This is a genomic window from Armatimonadota bacterium, from assembly GCA_020354555.1.
GTDB lineage: Bacteria > Armatimonadota > Hebobacteria.
Genome location: CP070648.1, coordinates 1,322,463 through 1,343,303, shown reverse-complemented (window position 1 = coordinate 1,343,303; position 20,841 = coordinate 1,322,463). Strand labels below are relative to the sequence as shown.

18 protein-coding genes and 1 other RNA gene are annotated in these 20,841 nt (G+C 65.6%); 14 read left to right on the top strand and 5 right to left on the bottom strand.

Annotation, left to right across the window (positions count from 1 at the left end):
- Positions 1-132: 132 nt before the first annotated feature.
- The 9 genes from JSV65_05460 (at position 133) to JSV65_05420 (ending at position 7,614) form a co-directional block, all read left to right on the top strand.
- Positions 133-621, top strand: coding sequence for a hypothetical protein (locus JSV65_05460; protein UCH35801.1), 489 nt, complete (start codon positions 133-135; stop codon positions 619-621).
- Between the two features lie 500 nt (positions 622-1,121).
- Positions 1,122-1,383, top strand: an RNA gene (gene ffs / locus JSV65_05455) — signal recognition particle sRNA large type.
- Positions 1,384-1,516: 133 nt separating this feature from the next.
- Positions 1,517-3,133: a DNA polymerase III subunit gamma/tau gene (dnaX, locus tag JSV65_05450; GenBank protein ID UCH35800.1), complete on the top strand. Its 1,617-nt coding sequence runs from the start codon at positions 1,517-1,519 to the stop codon at positions 3,131-3,133.
- 129 nt (positions 3,134-3,262) lie between these two features.
- Positions 3,263-3,583 (top strand): YbaB/EbfC family nucleoid-associated protein, encoded by a 321-nt coding sequence (locus JSV65_05445; protein UCH35799.1) that lies wholly within the window; start codon positions 3,263-3,265, stop codon positions 3,581-3,583.
- 100 nt (positions 3,584-3,683) lie between these two features.
- The gene (gene recR / locus JSV65_05440; GenBank protein UCH35798.1) at positions 3,684-4,283 is read left to right on the top strand and encodes a recombination protein RecR; all 600 of its coding nucleotides are present in this window, start codon (positions 3,684-3,686) and stop codon (positions 4,281-4,283) included.
- Between the two features lie 144 nt (positions 4,284-4,427).
- On the top strand, positions 4,428-5,099 hold the full coding sequence (locus tag JSV65_05435) for a 2-oxoacid:acceptor oxidoreductase family protein (protein UCH35797.1): 672 nt from the start codon (positions 4,428-4,430) through the stop codon (positions 5,097-5,099).
- Positions 5,096-5,443 carry a 4Fe-4S binding protein gene (locus JSV65_05430; GenBank protein ID UCH35796.1) on the top strand — a complete coding sequence of 116 codons (348 nt, stop codon included), beginning with the start codon at positions 5,096-5,098 and terminating at the stop codon, positions 5,441-5,443. Before JSV65_05435 ends, JSV65_05430 begins: the two co-directional genes overlap by 4 nt.
- Before the next feature lie 21 nt (positions 5,444-5,464).
- Entirely contained in the window at positions 5,465-6,649 is a 1,185-nt protein-coding gene (gene porA / locus JSV65_05425) for a pyruvate ferredoxin oxidoreductase (protein ID UCH35795.1), read from the top strand.
- A 32-nt stretch (positions 6,650-6,681) separates the two neighbouring features.
- Positions 6,682-7,614: a pyruvate ferredoxin oxidoreductase gene (locus JSV65_05420; GenBank protein ID UCH35794.1), complete on the top strand. Its 933-nt coding sequence runs from the start codon at positions 6,682-6,684 to the stop codon at positions 7,612-7,614.
- Between the two features lie 188 nt (positions 7,615-7,802).
- Here JSV65_05420 and JSV65_05415 read toward each other — a convergent pair whose 3' ends face one another.
- The 3 genes from JSV65_05415 to JSV65_05405 form a co-directional block, all read right to left on the bottom strand.
- Positions 7,803-8,735 (bottom strand): hypothetical protein, encoded by a 933-nt coding sequence (locus tag JSV65_05415; GenBank protein ID UCH35793.1) that lies wholly within the window; start codon positions 8,733-8,735, stop codon positions 7,803-7,805.
- Positions 8,736-8,921: 186 nt separating this feature from the next.
- Positions 8,922-10,466: a DUF4091 domain-containing protein gene (locus JSV65_05410; protein UCH35792.1), complete on the bottom strand. Its 1,545-nt coding sequence runs from the start codon at positions 10,464-10,466 to the stop codon at positions 8,922-8,924.
- Positions 10,463-12,112 carry a hypothetical protein gene (locus JSV65_05405; protein ID UCH35791.1) on the bottom strand — a complete coding sequence of 550 codons (1,650 nt, stop codon included), beginning with the start codon at positions 12,110-12,112 and terminating at the stop codon, positions 10,463-10,465. The genes JSV65_05410 and JSV65_05405 overlap by 4 nt, the downstream gene beginning before the upstream one ends.
- A gap of 221 nt (positions 12,113-12,333) precedes the next feature.
- On the opposite strand from JSV65_05405, the gene JSV65_05400 reads away from it, so the two are divergent.
- The 4 genes from JSV65_05400 (at position 12,334) to JSV65_05385 (ending at position 17,969) form a co-directional block, all read left to right on the top strand.
- Entirely contained in the window at positions 12,334-15,024 is a 2,691-nt protein-coding gene (locus JSV65_05400; GenBank protein ID UCH35790.1) for a right-handed parallel beta-helix repeat-containing protein, read from the top strand.
- Positions 15,011-16,144 carry a hypothetical protein gene (locus JSV65_05395; protein ID UCH35789.1) on the top strand — a complete coding sequence of 378 codons (1,134 nt, stop codon included), beginning with the start codon at positions 15,011-15,013 and terminating at the stop codon, positions 16,142-16,144. The genes JSV65_05400 and JSV65_05395 overlap by 14 nt, the downstream gene beginning before the upstream one ends.
- 26 nt (positions 16,145-16,170) lie before the next feature.
- Positions 16,171-16,719, top strand: a complete 549-nt coding sequence (locus JSV65_05390) for a GNAT family N-acetyltransferase (GenBank protein UCH35788.1) — start codon at positions 16,171-16,173, stop codon at positions 16,717-16,719.
- Between the two features lie 71 nt (positions 16,720-16,790).
- Positions 16,791-17,969, top strand: a complete 1,179-nt coding sequence (locus tag JSV65_05385; GenBank protein ID UCH35787.1) for a cellulase family glycosylhydrolase — start codon at positions 16,791-16,793, stop codon at positions 17,967-17,969.
- A 36-nt stretch (positions 17,970-18,005) separates the two neighbouring features.
- Here the strand turns inward: JSV65_05385 and JSV65_05380 are convergent, their stop codons facing one another.
- Complete coding sequence (locus tag JSV65_05380) at positions 18,006-18,395, bottom strand: hypothetical protein (GenBank protein ID UCH35786.1); 390 nt, start codon at positions 18,393-18,395, stop codon at positions 18,006-18,008.
- Between the two features lie 237 nt (positions 18,396-18,632).
- Positions 18,633-19,409, bottom strand: a complete 777-nt coding sequence (locus JSV65_05375) for a tetratricopeptide repeat protein (GenBank protein ID UCH35785.1) — start codon at positions 19,407-19,409, stop codon at positions 18,633-18,635.
- Positions 19,410-19,633: 224 nt separating this feature from the next.
- On the opposite strand from JSV65_05375, the gene JSV65_05370 reads away from it, so the two are divergent.
- Positions 19,634-20,626, top strand: coding sequence for a Gfo/Idh/MocA family oxidoreductase (locus JSV65_05370; protein UCH35784.1), 993 nt, complete (start codon positions 19,634-19,636; stop codon positions 20,624-20,626).
- The last annotated feature ends 215 nt before the right edge of the window (positions 20,627-20,841 follow it).

Genomic DNA, 20,841 nt, shown 5'->3' with positions numbered 1-20,841 from the left:
GGACCGGCCTCAGCACGAATCCCAGTCTGCGACCGCGGGGTTGCGGCATCGCCGTTGGCGCGACACGCTGCCAGAACGGCGTCAGCCTGTCTTAACGGCAGTTCTACGTTAGCGGAGATGGGAGACAAGAGCATGCGCGAAGCAAGAGCCCGCTTCTCCAGCATCGGAGGCGCTCTGGTCGCGATCGCGATCGTCCTGGCGCTGGCCATTCACCTCACACAGCAGATCGGCGGCACCGTCGCTACGCCGTCCCTCGCCGCGGTCGGTCTCGGCGCGCACGAGGTCCCGGGGGCTCCCGACATGAGACCCGTAGCCAGGCTGCTCGACCAAACCAACGCAACCGATGAAGGCCGCCCACGAATCCTCGCGTATGCAGCCGTCTCCCGCCCCACGGATGAGCAGTTCACGCAGCTCGAGTTGACGCGCTTGGCCGACAGCATCCAACGCAAGGATCCCGGGGTCTCCGCCGTTGCGATTCTAGCGTATTCCTCGGAGGCCGAACGGGAAGCGTTGGGCGAGAATGCGCCGTGGGTCCTGGTGTGGTCGCCGGACGGCCTCGGCTGGGATGGGCTGGGCCAAAACGACTTCGACAAGCACATCACCTACACGCCCGCGGAGTAGCATCTCGCGGTGCGCCGATGGCGACCTCCGTTCGCGCTCGGTCGCGGACAGCGGCCGCGGCAAACGGCAGCCCCTCCGGCCTTCTCCCATTCCCCCGCAGCAGGCCGCCCGCGCGCAGCCAGCGCCCGAGCGACGGCTCACGTCGAACGCCCTTTCCACTGTACCTTGCATGCCTGACCCCGGCAGCGCTCGCGGCCCGTAGGAGTCATGCCGGGATGGCGCCCGGATGGCTGCGCCAAGTCCGGCCTGGCTTCGCACCAGACGCGCGGCGGCGTTGCCGGCAGCCGTGACTCGGCGCCAGTTGTCGTCGCTGAGCGGATGTGCTATCATGAGACTGGACACTGGCGCCGCGCTTTGCGCGCGCCAGAGGCGATGCGCGGGCGCGGCAGGAAACGCTCTGTCGGGTCACGCCGAAGTGCTTTCCGGCGGCGGATCGCGGAGCGCTCCCGGCTGTTTGCCGGGCTGTCATTGGGGCAGTGATTGCTGACCGGGTTTGCTGATCGTGCTAGACGGGGAGCTAGCGGTGCCCTGTACCCGCAATCCGCTCTAGCGGGGTCGAATCCCTGCCCGAGGCCGTCCGCATGGAGGCTGGGCGGCGCAAGTGGTGATGAAGGTTGGGCCCTGCGCGACGCGTGCTCGTGAACCCCGTCAGATCCGGAAGGAAGCAGCGGTAAGCGAGGACACGCGGGCGCCGCAGTCATCCTGGCTGGAGCTAACTGCGCCGATTCCGCTCTGTACGTCCGGTCGAAGGCAGGTGCACGATCAGTTTTCGGCTAAGGTGTAAGGCGGAGACCGCCCCGTCCAAGGTCGGCACGTGCCTTACACCTTAACCTTTGTGAGAGGGGCTGCGTGAGGGTCGCGGCGTGGCGACGCGCTTGCCGGAACGCCGCAGCGAATGATGGCGTATCTGACGCTCTACAGGAAATACCGGCCGCAGACGTTCGACGAACTCATCGGCCAGCCACACGTCGCGCGCGCGCTGCGCAACGCAGTGCGCGAAGAGCGCATTGCCCACGCCTACTTATTCGCCGGGCCGCGCGGCACCGGTAAGACGACCACCGCGCGGCTGCTCGCCAAGGCGTTGAACTGTGACAAAGGCCCGGCTTCGGAGCCGTGCGGCGAGTGCGACTCATGCCGGCGGATTGCGCAAGGCTCGGCGCTGGATGTCATCGAGATTGACGCCGCGAGCAAGACGAGTGTAGATGACATCCGCGAACTGCGCGAGCGGGTTCAGACGGCGCCCGCCGCCGCGCGGTACAAGGTGTACATTGTGGACGAGGTGCACATGCTGAGCACCTCCGCCTTCAACGCCTTCCTCAAGACCCTCGAGGAGCCCCCGAGCCACGTCATCTTCGTGCTGTGCACGACGGAGCCGCACAAGCTCCCCGCCACCGTGCTCTCACGATGCCAGCGCTACGACTTTCGGCGCTTGCCCACGTCCGACTTGAGATCACTGGTGGGCAAGGTGGCGCAGGCGGAGAACGTGGCGCTCGACGAACAGGCGACCACGATGCTCGTCCGGGCGGCGGCCGGGTCGGCGCGCGATGCCCTGAGTCTGCTCGAGCAGGCGATCTCGTATGCGGGCAACGAGGTCTCCGCCGCTGACATCCAGGCCATTGTGGGCGGGGTAGACCTGGAGTTGGTCGCCGATTTCGCGGATGCCGTTGCGCAGCGTGATGTCGAGAAGGCGTTCCATCTCGTGGCGCGGGCGGTTGACGAGGGCCGGGATCTGCGTCAGTTGGCTGCCGAGCTGATGGCGCATTTCCGCGACCTGCTGCTGCTGCGCGTCTGTCGCCGCGGCGGGGAACTCGTCGTCCTGCCGGAGGACAACGCGGAGAGGATCAAGGCGCAGGCGGACGGCATGGATGAGCGCGATATCACGCGTGCGGCGCAGATCATGAGCGACGCGGAGCGGGAACTCAGGCGCAGCGAGCAGCAGCGGCTGACACTCGAGTTGGCGCTGGTGCGTCTCGCCTCGTCGCCCGAGCCGGCCGCGGCAGTCGAGGAGGCACGGCCCGCCGCCGCTGCGCCAGCCCCGGAGAAGCAGCCGGCGAAGGCCGCGAGCGCGAAGCCGCCCCGCACCAAGGCCACGGGGCCTGCCGCAGGTCGCAAGAAGGCGAAGGTCGCCGCCGAGGCGCCCGCCTCGACGGGAACCGGGGATGCGCCGTCCGACGGAGAGGTCTCGCTCGAAATGGTGCAGGGGCGCTGGCCCGCGATCATGGAGAAGCTGCGCGCCCAGAGGCATTCGACCGTCGCGGCGTTTCTGGCGGAGAGCTCGCCGGTGGAACTCAACGGCAACCGGCTCGTCGTGGGCTTCAACCACGAGTTCCACTGGAACCAGATGAAGTCAGCGGAGCGGCAGCAGATCGTATCTGACCTGATCGCCGCGGAGACGGGCATGGAGATGACCCTGGAGTGCCGCCTGCTGGAGCCGGAGCAGCGGGGGGCGGACGCGAACAACGACAACGTCAAGAACGTCATGTCCATGTTTCCCGGGAGCGAGATCGTATGATGCGGCGCGCACACCGGGGGATGAGGTCTGGCGTCGCGAGGCGAACGCGGCCGGAGTGTCTCCCGCGCGCGTCGGGACGGTTCTGCGGCTAGCCAGCGGGAAACGCCGCGTACAGGAAGGGAGCAACGCATGCGTCAGTTCAAAGCGGGGCTGGAGAAGATGCTGGCGGACCAGATACAGAAGATGCAGCGGCTCCAGCAAGAGCTCGGCGAGGAACGGGTGCAGGCGAGCGCCGGCGGGGGGATGGTGGAGGCGACGGCATCGGGGCTCGGCGATCTGATCGAGGTGAAGATCAAGCCGGAGGCGGTGGATCCGAATGACGTGGAGATGCTCCAGGACCTGGTGCTGGCTGCGGTGCGGGAGGCGTTGAGCAAGGCTCGGGACATCCAGCAGCAGAGGACCGCCGAACTCACCGGCGGGCTGGACATTCCGGGGCTGTTCGGGGCGTGAGCGGCACTCCGCGCCGGCTTCTCGCAGAACTGCTTTGCCGTAGTGACGGAGCGATGCGGTGCCCGAGGCGGGTGCACCCGCCAGGATAGGGACTGGCGAGATGAGATACTATCCCAAACCGTTGGCGAGGCTGATCGAGGAGCTGGAGCGGCTGCCAGGCATCGGCCCGAAGTCCGCGCAGCGCTTGGCGTTTCATATACTGGAGCGTCCCGAGGACGAGGCACGGGCGCTCGCCGACGCCATCGTAGAGGTCAAGCAGAGCATCAGGCACTGCTCGCAGTGCTTCAATTTCACGGATGCCGACCCGTGCGCGATCTGCGATGACGAGCGGCGCGACCGCAGCCAGATCTGCGTCGTCGCCGAGCCACGCGACTTGCTGGCGATGGAAAACACCAGCGAATACGCGGGGCTCTACCATGTGCTCCACGGTCTCATCTCGCCGCTGGACAATGTGGGCCCGGAGCAGCTGCGCATCAAGGAATTGGTGGAGCGCGCGCGCGCGGATGATGTCAGGGAGGTGATCATCGCCACCAACCCGGTGGTGGAGGGCGACGCGACCGCCGCGTATCTGGCGGGCGTGCTCAAGCCGCTGGGGGTCAAGGTGACGCGTATCGCACTCGGGCTTCCGGTGGGCGGTGACCTCGATTACGCCGACCAACTCACCATCACGCGCGCGCTCCAGGGCAGGACCGAAATGTAGGTTGGCGTTGACGCGCGGAACGAGCATGCGACTCTGAAGAGCTTTGGGCGCCGCAGACCGTACCGCACAACACCCGCGTCCCGGCGGCTCGCAAGCCCCGAAGCTCTTTTCTCGACGGGTGATGCAACCGGCTCCCTGGTGGGAATGCTTCTTGGTGAGGCCCGTGGTGTCCGCCACAGCCATGCAGCATTCGTCAAAGCGAAACCCTGCGACAAGGAGGAGGGTGTGACGACCAAAACTGATGACCTGTTGGAGATCCGCTGGCACGGGCGCGGCGGGCAGGGCGCGAAGACCGCGGCGCTGCTGCTCGGCGAGGCCGTGCTAGCGACGGGGAAGCACATGCAGGCCTTCCCCGAGTACGGCGCGGAGCGCATGGGTGCGCCCATTCAGGCGTTCAACCGCATCAGCGACCATCCCATCACGCTGCACTGCCACGTCACCGAGCCGGAAGTGGTCGTGGTGATTGACCCGACGCTGCTCGACGCGGTGGACGTGACGGAGGGCCTCGGAGACGACGGCACGCTGGTGGTGAACACGCCCATGGCGCCAGCGCAGGTGCGCGCGAAGCTCGGCCTCAAGGGCAGGCGGGTTTACACCGTGGATGCGTCGGGCATAGCCACAGACACGATCAAGCGCAACATCCCCAACACGCCGATGCTGGGTGCGCTGGCCAAGGTCTCGGGGGTGCTCGACCTGGAATCGCTCATCGAGGACTCGCGCAAACGGCTGGAAAAGAAGTTTCGCGCCAAGCCGGAGGTGATTGACGGGAACCTGGAGGCCATGCGGCGCGGCTACGAGGAGGTTACGGGCGAATGAAGACGAGCGAAAAGGATTTGGAGGGCAACAAGCCGGGCTGGCATGATTTGCCGCGCGGGGGATTGATCCTCGAGCCGGGCAGTGCCGCCCGCTACAAGACCGGTGACTGGCGCACGCTGCGGCCGGTGCGCGATGCCGAGAAGTGCCGCAACTGCATGCTGTGCTGGATCTACTGTCCGGACGGGGCAATCATCGTGGAGGACGGCAAGGTGGTCGGGATAGATCTCGACCACTGCAAGGGCTGCGGCATCTGCGCGCGCGAGTGCCCTCCCAAAGCCGGCGCCATAGCCATGGTGGCGGAATCCGAACTGCGTGAGAAAGATGCATCGGCCAAGGCCGAGTAGCCGGAGAACGGGAGATAAGCCATGGAGAAAACGCTGAGAGCGTTAACAGGTAACGAAGCGGCGGCGGAGGCGATGCGTCAGATCAACCCGGACGTCGTCGCGGCCTATCCGATCACGCCGCAGACGGAAATCGTGCAGCTCTACTCCGGCTTCGTCGCCGACGGAATCGTGGACACCGAGACGGTGGCGGTGGAGAGCGAACATTCCTCGATGAGCGCAACCATCGGGGCATCGGCGGCGGGCGCGCGGGCGATGACGGCGACTTCCAGCCAGGGGCTGGCGCTGATGTGGGAGATGCTCTACATTGCGTCGGGCCTGCGGCTGCCGATCGTGATGCCGATGGTCAACCGCACGCTGTCCGCCCCGTTGAACATTCACTGCGATCACTCGGACAGCATGGGCGCCCGCGACAGCGGCTGGATCCAGATCTATGCCGAGGATTCGCAGGAGGTCTATGACAGCCTGATTCAGGCGCCGCGCATCGCCGAGCACCCGGAGATCCTGCTGCCGACGATGGTATGCTTGGACGGCTTCATCCTCAGCCACGCGATGATGGGCGTCGAACTGTATCCGGACGAGGAGGTGCGTGACTTCGTTGGGATCTACGAGCCGGAGTACGCGCTGCTCAACAAGGCTCAGCCCATCACGATGGGCGCGATTGACATGTTCGACTACTACTTCGAGCACAAGCGCGCCCACGCGGAGGCGATGCGCACCTGCAAGCCGCGCATCCAGGCGGTCTTCGACGAGTTCGCCGAACGCTTCGGCACGCAGTATGGGCTCATCGAACCGTACCGCCTCGATGACGCCGAGCACGTCGTCGTCGTCCTCGGCTCGACGGCCGGTACCGTGCGCGTCGTGGTTGACGAACTGCGCGAGCGCGGCGAGGCGGTCGGCATGCTCAAGCTGCGCGTGTTCCGCCCGTTCCCGGCGGAGGAGCTGATCGACACGCTCGCGCACGTCCGCGGAATCGCGGTGCTCGATCGCGCGGAGGGCATGGCGGGCCTGGGCGGCCCGGTGTACGGCGAGATCCGGTCCGCGCTGTACGACCTCGATCCGCGCCCGGTGGTGACAGGATACGTCTACGGCCTGGGCGGGCGCGATATTCGCGTCGAGGACATCGAGGCAGTGTTCGACGAGCTAAAGGGCGATGTCAAGGCCGGCCGCAAGGATCAGCGCTGCCGCTACATCGGCGTGCGCGAGTAGCCGGCGGCTCACGGATAGCGAGGAGGAATCAAATGCCGACCGTCAAGGAATTGACCGCAAGACCGACCGTGTTCACCGGCGGCCATCGCGCGTGCGCGGGGTGCGGCGCGGCGATCACGTTTCGCATGCTGATGGAGACTCCCGACGTGCCCGTGGTGGCGGGCATCGCCACGGGCTGCATGGAGGTCGTCTCCACCATTTTCCCCTTTACCGCGTGGAAGTGCTCGTACATCCACACCGCCTTCGAGAACTCCGCCGCCACCATGTCGGGCGTGGAGTCGGCCTATCGCTCGCTGACGCGGCGCGGGCGCCTCAACCAGGAGTTCCGCTTTGTCGCCATGGGCGGCGACGGCGGCACCTACGACATCGGCTTCCAGTCGCTGTCGGGCGCGATGGAGCGCGGCCACCGCATGCTCTATGTGTGCTACGATAACCAGGCGTACATGAACACCGGCATCCAGCGTTCGAGCGCAACGCCGACGTGGGCGCACACGACGACCAGCCCGGCCGGCGAGGTGATTCCCGGCAAGCGCGAGGCGCGCAAGGACCTCACGGCGATCATGGTCGCTCACGAGATCCCGTACGCCGCGCAGGGCACGGTGAGCATGTGGCGCGACCTCGTCAACAAGGTCGAGAAGGCGTTGAATACAGACGGCCCGACGTTCATCAACGTCCTCGCCCCGTGCCCGCTGGGCTGGGGGTTCCCGACCCAAGATACCATCGCTATCGGGCGCGACGCGGTGGACACGTGCTTCTGGCCGCTGTACGAGGTGGTCAACGGCGAGTACAAGATTACCTACAAGCCGAAGGAAAAGAAGCCGGTCGAGGAGTTCCTGCGCCAGCAGACGCGCTACCGCCACCTGTCCAGAAAGGGCGGCGAGCCGATCCTGAAAGACATCCAGGAGTCAGTGGACTCCAAGTGGCACAAGCTGCTCAAGCTGGCGGGTGAGGAGGGGGGCGAGTAGGCGAACGCTACTGCCGCTCTGCCCTCTGCGTCCGCAGTGCGAGTCTGAATCAAGCGGGGCCGGATATCTCCGGCTCCGCTTCGTCGTATGTCATTGAGTCTCCACGACCTGCGTCGAGAAGCCACGAGGACTACCTGCGAGCCAGTGGGCGATCTCGCCAGCGGCGCCGAGTGGTCAGTCCCCACGTCCTAGATGGCCGGCCTCCGGCGCGCCGCCTGCTCGAGCGACGCGGCGAGCCATTCGACAAACCCCTGCGAGCGACGCAGGCGCCGGTTCTCATAGAGAGCGCGGGCGAGCCAGCGCAAAGCCGGCTGTGGGATCCTGGCCTCGACGCGTTCGAGCGGCGCGCCCTCGCCCTCGTGCTCCAAGACGCTGATGAGAACGCAGAGGGTGTCCTCGACGGCATCCACGGGCTGGAGGTAGGTATCCGACAGCAGCGGGCGCAGTTGATCGAGTAGTGAGCTGATCTCCTCGCGCTGCCAGACCTTGGTCTGCCCGACCAGGGCGTGCAGCGTCTCCTGGGCGACGGCGGCGGCGAGCTTGTCGGGATGCTCCAGGTAGGCGCATCCCAAAACCGCGGACATCCCGAATCGCGCGGCGGCGAAAACGCGCAGCACGTGGTAGTGGAAGACAGCGCGGCCGGGGCGGTACTCGAAGCCAAAGGCATCTTCGTGGCGCGTCAGCATGCGCGACGCATCGAAAGAGCGCAGAGCCTCGTTGAGACGTCCCTCCATCTCCAGGGTGATGCCGGTCCACCGTTCCAGGAAGTCGTTGAGGTGGACGCGGCCGAAGCGTTGAAAGGTGGTGCGGACGTGCGGCCTGGCGGGCAGGTCGGGCATGGCCGAAAGCGCGTCGGCGGCTGAATCCGGGCAGGTCTCCACCACGGCGCGCAGCCATCGGCGCCACAGGGGTTCGACCTGGACTGCGTTCAAGCCGGCTGCGTCGGCAACATCGAAACGCCGCGCGAAGTCGGCGAACGGGTCGCTGTCCGGCGTGACCCAGAGCAGCGGACGCGCGAGAGCGGGCAGCCGCAATTGCGCCCTACCGAGCAGGTAGTAGCAGAGGTTGACTCCCTGCCCGATGTCATGGCGAATGCGGAAATCGGGGCGGTTCTCGGTCATTATCCAACTCCGCCGTGCGGGGCAGTAACGCCCGGGGGTCCGGGCAAGCGCCCCTTCCATCGGCGGTCGGCGGAGGCCGTCCGCTGCTGCGCGGTCGCAGGATTCTTCACTTCGTTCAGAATGACAATGGCGGAAGCTGCGTGCGACTTGCATCAGCCGGCACGCAAGGTAAGCCCGCGACCGGCGCTACTGCTCCAGCTCCCGCGCGATTTGGCGGCGCACCAGCTGCAGCCGGCGCGGGCTCTTCTCGTATTCCGTGCGGCTGCGCACGAGGCGGCGGATGATGTCTTTCGTCCTCGCCACCCCCACCTTGCGCTCGAGCAATGCAAGGTAGTCGAAGTCCTCCAGCCCGTCGCGGATGCATTCAAGCCGTATGGAACTCACGGGCTGCGCGAGACCGACCTTCGAGCCCGGGTAGAACAGCGACCCGTCGCCGTACAGATTGGGATTGATGTCCTTGACCGTGGCAACGTCATCCCAGACATCCTTCGTGATGTTCGGGTTCCAGTACGTGGTGCTCCAGTAGAGCAGGCCCTGCACGTCGTAGAGCTTCTGCATCCACATCAGGATGCGGTGATCCACGCCGTCATAATTGACGAAGAAGTTGGGGTATGGTTGACCCGGCCCACAGCACACGTACCACCACACCTCCTCCCCTTTCGCCTGCTTGGCGCGCATGGCTTTCGCGTCGTAGAACCCGAGGTTGGGGCACCAGATATCGAGGGAGCCGTCGAAGTGCTCGTAGATCGTCTGGTCGGTCTCGAAGTCCGGGCCGCGGAAGTACGGAGAGACGACCTGCAGTGAGCGGTCAATCGAGTGGATGCGATCTGCGCGCTGCTTGAGCGTCGCGTAGGCCTCAGCCGTGAACGGCTCGTCGAGCGGGTAGAAGTACGCCTTGTCGAGCCATCCGTTGCTGCGGCAGCGTTCCACGTCCTCGCGCATCCGCGCGACGTCATCGGAGTAAGGGATGATGAAGCCGGTGACGCGGCTGTCATCGAGGTAGTAGCCCACTTCAGATGAATCGAGCGGCACGGGAGGGTCATAAGCCGATATCCGGTGTTCCAGGAGCGCGAGGTAGTATTGCGGCAGTAGTTCCTGATACTCCCTGCTCTTCGTGTCGAGGCCGTGAGCGGCCGCGATGAAGCCGCCGCTGATGCCGAAGGCCGTGCGGCTCGCGGGCGTGTCGGGGAGCGTGAAGCCCCAGACCGTGAGGACGATTGGCACGCGGCGATCTTCCTGCCCTGAGATGGAGACCGTGAGTTGGCCGCGATACTCGCCCTTGGGCGTCCCCTTGGGGACATAGACCGTCATCCACACCGGCTGATCGGCGTCCGGTTCAACCGAGAACGGCGTGATGGGCGGCAGGGGATCCGGAAAGTCGGCATTAAGCGCGGGCAGGTGAATGTACGCGACGCGGTGCAGGGCGATATCCCGCGAGCTGATCTTCCGCCCGCGCGGGCCGATGAGATCGCTTACCGCGACCTTGACCTCGTCAAGCCGACGCGACTCCGCGCGGATCACGACCTGGGCGGACTCATACTCATTGCGTGCCGCGTACATGCGCACGCTGCGCGGCAGCGGATCCGGCGGCTGCGCCCTGCGCATGACCTTCGTCATTCCGTCAACAGGCCATACCACGCAATCTGCCTGGGCTGTTGTCAAGGCTGCACCTCCCAGCACAGCGATCAGCCACGTCGCTGCCATTGGTATCACCATGTCACGCAGGTTCATGATGCCCCTCCCGCGTTCTCTTGCTCCTCCCCGCCTTCCTCGCGGTCGAAGTGTGCCGTGAGCGTCGCGTTCGCCTCGACACGCACCTCGATGGTCGGTTCGTCGGAGGTCACGAGACCGCTCCACGCTCGGAACCGGTACGTCGCCCCGCGGCTCGGCTTGGTCGGCTGAGCGGGATCCATGAACTGGCCCAGGCGCTCGCCGCTGCCGTACCCGGCCGGCGTCTTCATATCATGTGGCACGACGTCAACGATCTCGACCACATGCGTCCCCGGCTCGTCGAGATTGATCGTGAACTTGCCGAAGTTCGGACCCAGGTAGTACTCGGTGGTCCACCGGCCGCTGTGCGTGAAGTAGTCGAAGCCGTCCACGCGGAAGCGCACCTCGCCGAGCGCGGGCTCGGTTTCAATGGTCAGCGCGATCATGGGCTTCTCGACGTCGGACCCGCGCCCCGGCGCGAAGACGTACACGCGCCCGGATTGGGCCGGAATCGCCACCGTCGGCGCGGCGCGGTCCACCGGCAGCCCTTTTTCCTCGTACAAGTCGTACAGGCCGGTGCTCGGGACGCCGGATGGGATGCTCAGCGCCTCGGCCTTGTCGGTTGGATTGACGGCGACGAAGCCGCGCTCGAAGACGCGATAGTGCACCTCGCCGGACTGCTGCGCCGGTCCCTGAGCCCCGCCCAGACGGATCTCGTACAGTCTGCGCGCCGGATTGTCCTTGAGAATGTCCCCGCCCGCCGACCAGATGAGGCCGCTCAACCGCGCGGATGCATAGCAGAAGTACGAGTCATCCCTGATACTGTGCGGCGTGTGCCCGAGGTATGACAGCGCGATGACGCCTTTGCCCGCCGCGAGATGCGGGCGGAGCGCTTCGCCCATCGCAAACCAGTGGTCGTGCCAGTCGAACCAGCGTTCTGTCGAGGCCCATGTGCAAATGTAGGACTCCGCCATTTCGCAGTCGATGTGCGGCCAGAACGCGGCGGGCAGCGTGTGCGGGCTGGCCGAGTTGACGAAGATCGCCTTGTCCTCGCCATAGCCCTTGACTGCCGCGCGGATGCGCTCGAGGAGCTTTGCGAACGCCTCATTCTGATCGGGGTACATGTGCTCGTGGATGCCGAACTTGTCGCCGAAGCAAGGGGCGCGGCGACCGAGGTTGTCAATGAAGATGCCGCCGGCCCCCATGCCTATCAGCTTGCGCACCCACGCCTCCAATGCTTCGACGTACTCGCGCACATTGGGGCAGGTCGTGTACATGTTCTTCGCGTCCTCGGATTCCCAGAAGCCGGTGCGCTTCCTGCGGCCTTGCTCGTCAATCTCGATCCATTGGGGGTGTTCGCGCAGGTCTATGTCCTGGTATGGTGTGGTCGCGAATTGCTGGTAGAAGGTGACGTAGGGGATGGGGTATATCCCGCGCGCGTTGCAGGCCGCGAAGAACTCGCGGTTGATGGGCACGTGGGTCGCGAAGGACGCCTTGCTCGATTCATACATGCCCCAGTCGCTGACGGCGACGAGACAGGTTTCGCTCTCGACGAGCCACTGTGGCGCGGACGGGCCGAAATCCATGGTTGGCTCCTGCGGCCGGGCGGGGGCGGCGGCGACGATGATGACGACCCCCGCAACCCAAGTCATGATTCGCGCGAACACAGGCGACACCTCCGTAGGGGCGTAGGGCAAGATTCCCGCTCGAAGCGCGGAATCCTGCGACAACGGGCGCAGGTGCAGTGAGCGGTGAGGCGGGCGGAAGCCGATGCTTTCCGCTATGCTACAGCAGGTATAAGCGCGGCATTCGCAAAACTTGCAACGGGAACTCGGCTGACAGAAACCCGATCGAGGCAAGGTTCATGCTCAGATGGAGAGGCGTAATCATGGCGGTGCTACTTGGTGCGGCACTGGCTGTTCCGGCTCAGGGCGGCGATGCAACGACCCTTCACATTGCCCCCGACGGCGACGATGCATGGTCCGGGCGGCTCTCGCGACCCAACGCGCAGCAGACCGACGGGCCGGTTGCATCTCTGCGGGGCGCGCGTGACGCGGTGCGGGGGCTGAAGGCGGCGGGGTCGCTCAGTCAGCCTGTACGGGTGATCGTGGCCGACGGTACGTATCAGCTTCGCGAGGCGGTCGTCTTCACCCCCGAGGACAGCGGCACGGAAACCTGTCCCATCACCTACCGGGCCGCGCCGGGGGCAAAGCCGGTCTTCACGGGCGGGCGCGTCATCAGCGGCTTCAAGCGCGGCAAAGACGGCATGTGGACGGCTCGCATTCCTGAAGTCGCAGCCGGCAAGTGGTACTTCGAGCAGTTGTTCGTCAACGGCCGACGCGCGACGCGCGCTCGGTCGCCGAACAAGTTCTATTACTACACGGCGGGGCAGCTCCGCTACGCGATTGACCCGGCGACGGGGCAAGCCGCCACTTTCGCCAATCGCGCGTTCGTCGCTCGGGCCGGCGATATCAAGCCTTGGCCGAATCTCAGCGACGTCACTGTCGTCGCGTATCAGTCCTGGGAAGTATCGCGGCTGCGTATCGCATCGTTCGACGCGGACACCAATGCCGTCTTCCTCACCGGGCCGGCGGCGTGGGCGTTCGAGTCGTGGGGGCCGAGCCAGCGGTATCACGTTGAGAACTTCAGAGAAGCTCTCGATCAGCCCGGCGAATGGTTCCTCGACCGCAACGGGACGCTCTACTACATCCCGCTGCCCGGAGAGGACCCGGCGCGAGCGGAAGTCGTGGCTCCTGTAGCGGAGCAGTTCGTCCGCTTCGTCGGCGAGCCGGAGGCGGGGCTGTGTGTGGAGCACATCGCCCTCAAGGGACTCGCGTTTCGGCACAGCCAATATCTGCTCGAGCCTCAGGGGCATAGCGACGGCCAGGCGGCATTCAGCATCCCGGCGGTCATCATGGCCGACGGCGCGCGCAACGTCACCATCGAGGACTGCGAGGTGGCGCACACCGGGATTTACGGGATCTGGTTCAGGCGCGGGTGCCAGGACTGCCAGGTCTTGCGCTGCTACATTCACGACCTCGGTGCCGGCGGCGTGCGCATCGGGGAGGGCTTGATCCAGCCCGATCCCGCCAACCGCACCCAGCACATCGTGGTTGACAATAACATCATCCGCTCCGGCGGGCACATTTTCATGGGCGCGGTGGGCGTGTGGCTCGGGCATAGCCCGCACAACCGCGTGACCCACAACGACATCTCCGACTTCCGCTATACCGGCGTCTCGGTGGGCTGGCGCTGGGGATATGCGGAGAGCCTGGCGCATCATAACCACATTGACTTCAACCATATCCATCACATCGGCTGGGGCGTGCTCAGCGACATGGGCGGAGTGTACACGCTGGGCCCGTCACCCGGCACCACCGTGAGCAACAACGTGATTCACGACGTGTATTCCTACGACCGCTACGGCCGCGGCGGATGGGGGCTCTACAATGACGAAGGCAGCTCCGACATCCGCCTGGAGAACAATCTCGTCTACAATGTGAAGACCGGCAGCTACCACCAGCACTACGGCAAGGAAAACACTATCCGCAACAACATCCTCGCGTTCAGCATGGACGGGCAACTGCAGCGGTCGCGCGTCGAGCCGCACCTGTCGTTCACCTTCGAGCGCAACATCGTTTACTGGAACGGCGGCAGGCTCTTCAGCGGATCCTGGCAGGACGGCAACGTTGTACTCAGGAGCAACCTGTACTACGACGCGTCCGGCAAGCCAGTCACTTTTGAGGGCATGAGCTTCGAGGAGTGGCAGGGCCTGGGCAAGGACGCGGGAAGCCTCGTCGCCGCGCCCAGGTTCGTGGCGCCGTCGCGATTCGATTTCCGCCTGCGCCGCGATTCCCCGGCGCCCCGGATTGACTTTGAGCCATTCGATTACACCCGCGCCGGCGTCTACGGGGATGCGAGATGGGTCGCGCTCGCGGCTGCCGACTTCCCGCCGGTGGAGTTTGCGCCCGAGCCTCCCCCACCCCCGCCGCTGACATTCACAGAAGACTTCGAGACATCGCCGCTCGGTGCACAGCCGCAGCGCGCGCGAGTGTACATCGAGAACAAGGGCGACGGAATCTGCGTCACGGATGAAGCCGCCGCCAGCGGCAAGCAGAGCCTCAGGATAGCAGATGCGCCGGGGTTGCAGCACGACTACAACCCGCATTTCTACTACACCCCGGGCCATAGCGATGGCGTCACGCGGTTCCGCTTCAAGATGCGCGTCGAGCCGGGTGTGGAAATGTACCATCAGTGGCGCGACGGCGCGAACCCATATCGAGTCGGGCCCGGCCTCGCCGTCCAAAACGCCACGCTGAGCGCGGCGGATGAGGAACTGTTCGAACTGCCCGTCGGCGAATGGGTGGGCTTTGAGATCGCGGCGGGCCTCGGCGCTGAGTCCACAGGAACGTGGGACCTCACGGTGACCTTGCCCGGACAGGATACGAAAGCCTTCGTGGGTTTGCGCAATGGGAGCCCGGATTGGGACACATTGACCTGGCTCGGGTTCAGCAGCACGGCGACGGGTACGACGGTCTTCTACCTTGACGACCTGGAGCTTACGAATGACGGGGGCTAACGCAAACGCCGGTGCGAACGATCATGTCGGGCGCGCCCGTGGCTCGCAGCGCGTTGCCGCGGTGACGGTGGTGGCGCTCGCGGTTGCGTTGACCGGCGCGCTGGCGCAGGCAAACCCGGAGGCCGAGGCGGGACGCCTCGACCTCGGCGCCGCAAGGCTGGCGGCATCCGCGGGCGTCAGCGCTGCCATCGAACGAATTGCTCCCAGCGACGACCGATCCAACGGGATCAAGGTGACGTTCACGAAGGATGGCCCGGAGCGGCGGCTGGTCGCGGTCGAGGCCGCGGTGCCGGCTGACCTCCCCGCCGCGCGCGCTCTGGAAGTGACCTACCGAGCGGACGTCGAAGCGGGGCAGGCGCCGCGCCTGGCACTGATGGTATTCGAGGACGACGGAGGGGTGTGGTTCAGAGTCAGCCAGCAGCCGGTGTCATCGGGGGCGTGGACCTCCCAGCGGATCTCGCTCAAATCGCTGCGGCAGGCGGCGTTCAGCGAGGATCCCGGCGGCGACCTGCAATGGCGGAACCTGCAACGGATATGGGTCGGAATGGTCGTGGATGGCGCGGCCCGCGGCAGCATCGCGATAGGCGATGCATTGCTGACCAGCGAGCCGTACACGCCCAGCGGGCCGCTCAGGATTACCGGCGGCGGCACCGGCGAGTGGGGTCTCGCCCACGACCCGGCGGTGCGCGCCCGACTCAGCACCCCGAACGAAGGGCCTGATGCCAAGGCGTGCATGAAGTTCGAGTTCTTCTTCCCCGGGCAGCGCCACATGTACGCGCTGCCGTCAACGCCGGTGCCGGTGTCGGATGTGGAGGGCTATCGGGCGCTGCGTTTCACCTATAGGGCTGCATTGCCCGAGGGCATCAAAGGTCTGCTCATTTCGCTGTGGGAACAAGGCGGCGCCCAGTACGAGGCGATGCCATATCCGCCCCCGACTGATGAGTGGCGCACGATCACGATCCCGTTCGATTCGTTTCGCCTCGGGGCATGGTCGCGGGACACCAGCGGTCAGCTTGAGTTGGAGCGAGTGAGCCGCGTGGTCATCGGCGTTCACGGAGCCGCGTTGGGCGATGGCGGCGACGGCACCATCTGGGCGGCGGACATCGAGTTCGTGCCGTAGCGCCGGACGGACATCTGGAAATGGAAATGACTGATTCCGAGGTCCGCCGGGAGCCGATAATCCGGCCCCTGTGCGCGGGCGACGCCGAGGCGCTGCTGCGCTTCTATCAAGGTCTATCTGAGGCGACGGTTCATTTCTACGAGCCGTACCGCGACATCACGTTGCAGGTGATGGAAGACGTCCTGGCGCGCGTTGTCTCCGGTCAGGATGTCGCGCGCGTCCTTGCAACTCCTGTCGGGGAGATAGTGGGGCACGCGTTATTGATGAATATCGCCGCCGCGGAGCCGACGCTCGGCATCGGCATTGCCGACCGCTGGCAGAACCGCGGATTCGGGCCTCGGCTGATGGCGGAAGTCCTGGCCGAGGCGGACGCGCGGCCCGAGGTGCAGGCGGTGATTCTCACGGTCAACAAGAAAAACACTCGGGCGTTGGCTCTCTACCAGCGATTCGGATTCACGATCTACGACGAGTGCGAGCATCGAGAGCCGGGGGATTCCTACCGCATGAGGAGACCCAAGTCCGCCGCGCAAAGCGCGCGGTCCGTGGAGGGCAGGGCGGACGCCGCCTCTCCTTGACCCGCTCCGTGAGGGAGAGCGGAGCGCCCATGCCATGGGCCTGCAAGCAGTCGAAAGGAGAAGACTCACTAATGTCCTTTCTTGATCTATGGCGGACGCAGCAGACGCTAGTTCTCATTCTGGCCGTGTGCGCCCTCACGGGTTACGCGCACGCCGGCTTCCTCAAGCGCGACGGAACGGATCTGCTTCTCGACGGCAAGCCGCTGCGCCTGGTATCGGTCAACAAGTTCGATCTCGTCCTGCGCTATCTCAAGGGCGGCGATGATCGCAAGCAGGCAGAGAGCGCGCTCGCGAGCGCGGCCGAGCACGGCTTCACCGCGATTCGTTTCTCCGGTGTCGGATTCTACCCCAGGGATATGAAGAACTGGCCGCGGCAGGATGCATGGTGGGGCGCGTTCGATGCGCTGGTCGCCGATGCGCAAAGGCACGGTGTGCGGCTGATTCCGGTGGTCAACTGGAACACACACCTCTTCCCCGACATGGCGCAGGAGTGCGTGCTCGACATGCTGCTCGACCCCGACTCGCGCTCGTGGCAATACCTGGAACTGTACACGCGGCAGCTCGTCGGGCGCTACCGGGACAACGACACAATCCTGTTCTGGGAACTGTCGAACGAGCTGAACCTAGGCGCAGATCTCGGGCCGATGCACCCCTACGGATACGAAGGGCTGAACTGGGTGGATCTCGGCACGTCGTACATGCGCCTGCGGCGCGACAACTACACGAGCGATGACATGATCGTGTACATGAAGCGGCTCGCGGAGGTCATCCGCGACGTTGATTCCAATCACCTGATCGCGACCGGCAACAGCGCGCCGCGCCCGGCGGCGCAGCACATGCGCACGCAGACCGACGAGATGGACTGGACGCACGACAGCCTGGACGACCTCGTGACCTACCTGCGCGACACGAATCCCGACCCGATGGATCTGATCTCGATCCATTTCTACAGCGAGCACGACAACATGCGGTTCGGGAACGTGGATGCGCTGTCGGCGCAGGCGCTCGTGCAGCTCAAGCAAGCTGCCGACCGCGTCGGCAAGCCGCTCTACATCGGCGAGACCGGCGACAAGTACGAGGAACGGCCGAATACGCCGTTTCTCGGGGATGTGCTCGACACGGCGGCGCGCCTGAAGATCCCGCTGACGCTGGTGTGGCAGTGGGACTCGCCGGGCGATGTCAACGACGTGAACCCGACGCGCACGCCCGCGGTCGTGAAGTTAATGGAGCAAGCGAACGACGCGATGTGAGGCAGCTGAACGATCCGCCGATCTGGCCTGCCCGGCCTACGCCTGTATGCTTGACCCTCCCCCACGCCGACGCCGGGTCGACTGCGTGACTGCCGCAGGAATGAGATACTGGCACGAGACGTGGAAGAGAGCGAGTGCAATCAGCGCGAGCAGCCAATACTCGCGGTGCACGAGATGGGCGTCTCGCCGGATGCCGACGACGCAGAAGACGGTGTAGTACAGTAGCGGGATGAAATGTCCCGGCAGCCGGAAGTGTCCGCGCAGAACGCGATACATCGTGAGGATATCCACCAGAAGGTACGCCGGCAGAAGCGCGAGGCCAACCGCGGGAGTGAACAGCAGCCACAGCGGCGACAGCACGAAGCCGAAGAACGCAACGGCTGAGCTGAGCGCGAAGAGGACATCAGTCGCACGATCAGGTCTCACAGATCGCCGTGCCTCGCATAGCGGTCAGGGCGTGGCTGCCCGCCTCTCGACGGCATCCACAAGATCAAGCAGCCGGCCACGCTGGGTCGCGCTGGTGCGTTCTTATAAGACTGTTCTCCGAGCGAGTCCGCCTCATCCGGCCTCTCCCTGGGATGGAGAGGGGTCTCAACCTGCGATGGCGGCAAGGCCAGTGCAACAGCAGATGTGCAGGACAGCGCTGGCTCATGATGCCGACGCCTAGTAGTTCTCCAGCGCCTGCAGCGCGGTGCGGGCGCGGCCAAAACTGGGAGCTATCTCGAGGGCGCGGTTGAATTGCGCCCGGGCATCGTTGAAGCGGCCGAGTTCGGCGTACACGACTCCCAGGTGGTACTCGATCTCCGCATTCCCGCGCGCGAGGTCCGACGCTGTCTCAAGCATGTCCGCCGCGCGCCGGAGGTTTCCCAGGCGGTAGTGGGCCCAGCCCAGGCTGTCGAGGATGATGCCGCTCTTAGGTTCGAGCTCCACCGCGCGTTCGAGCATGGGCAACGCCTCCGCATTGAGCAGGTTCGCGTCAACCAGCAGGTAGCCGATGTCGTTGAGAGCCATGCCGTCGTCGTGAAAGCAAGTGGCGGCGGCGTCGAGCACGGCGCGTGCTCGTGACTCGCGGCCGAGCCGCGCGGCGGCGAAGATCGCCTGAAGATAGACCGGATAGGGCTGCTTCGGGTCCAGCTCCAGAGCCCGCTCGAGGTGAGGCAGCGCGCGGGCGGCCGCGGCCGGCTCGAGGCGCATGAAGTCCTCGCCGAGACGAGGCATGTAAGCGAGCCCGATGCGGGCGTGCAGCCCCGCGGAATCGGGCGTCGCGTCCAGTGCCTGTCGGAACTCCTCGCGCGCCGTCGCGAGATCGTTCCGCGCGACAGCCTTGGCCCCCTCGGCGAAGGACTCCTCCGCCGCGACACGCGATTGATAGGAGCGCAGGGCGGCGCAGCCCGGCAAGAGCGCGCTCGCGGTCAGCGCACAGACCACCGCCGGGAGCATCCGGACGTGGTGCCCTCCGCGGCGCGCGACCGGCCGGGAAGGGCCGCAACATCGGTTTCTGCGGCTGCGGGCCATGTCAGGAGTATTCGCCGCACGGACGAGACGCCCTGTCGGCAGGTGTTCGGCGACGCCCGCAGAAACAAGCGCAGACACGCGCGGTTGCAGGATTGTGGCGCGTTGTGCGACGCGCCGCGCGACAAGTCTTGCCCGACGGGAGAACGATAATGGCCTTACGAATCGCAATTGTCGGCATGGGTGGGATCGGGAATACCCACGCCCGCGTCTATCAGGACGACGCCCTTTCGGAAATCGTAGCGGTCTGCGACATCATCCACGAACGCGCGGACAAGGCATCGCAGGCCTACGGGGTGCCGGCGTTTTACAGCGTTAAGGAGATGCTCGCCAGCGACATTAGAATCGACGCGGCGAGCATGTGCACGGCGGGCAAGGAGAACGGCGGCGACCATTACGTGCCCACGATGGAGTTGCTCGAGGGCGGCATTCCGGTGCTCGGCGAGAAGCCCATCTCCAACGAGATCGAGAAAGGCCGCGAGATGGTCGCTCTGGCGAAGCAGAAGAAGCTGCCCTACGCGATTAACCTGAACCACCGCTTCACGCCGGCCGCCATTCGCGCCAAGGAGTGGGGGGACAGCGGGCGGCTGGGCAAGCTCCACATCATCAACATGACGATGTGGATCAACAACCCGAACGAGACGTCGCCGTGGTTCCATCTGCGCGCGCTGCATCCGCACTCGATTGATGTGATGCGCTACTTCTGCGGATCGGTGAAGAGTGTGCACGCGTTCCTGATGAAGGGCGAGGGGCGCACGATCTGGTCGAACGCTCAGATCAATATGCATTTCGAGAACGATGTCGTCGGCCACCTGACGGGCAGCTACGACGCCGGGGGGAGCTTCGGCCTCGAGCGCTGCGAGGTGGTTGGCTCCAAAGGGCGCTTCGTGCTCGATGACGCCTGCGAAGTGCTGACGTGGTACCCGCGCTTCTCGCAGGAGAAGGAGACGTACTATTACCTCGGCGGGATGATGAGCTTCGGGGAGACCTTCAAGTCGCGCATCCACAAGTGGTTGGAGCAAATGACGGAAGGCGTGAAGCCGGAGGAGGTGGACGCGTCCGGTGCCGACGCGCTCGCCGCGCAGGAGATCATTGAGGGGGCGATCAGGTCCTGGGAAACGCATTCGGTCGTGGACCTGGCGTGAAGCGCCGGGGCCGATGCGGTATGCGAGGGGCAATCCGTGCCGAGGTCAGACCCGCCCGGCGCCTCCCCGCAGCGACCGGCTGACGGTGACGCCCCGCCCTCAAGTAATTGTGCGCTGAGGCCACTGGGTTGAAGCCGACGGCCGCAGTGAGGAATCCCGGAGGGACTCCTGGGTCCGGCGGGGCCAAGATTCCTCGTTGCGCTCGGAATGACAAA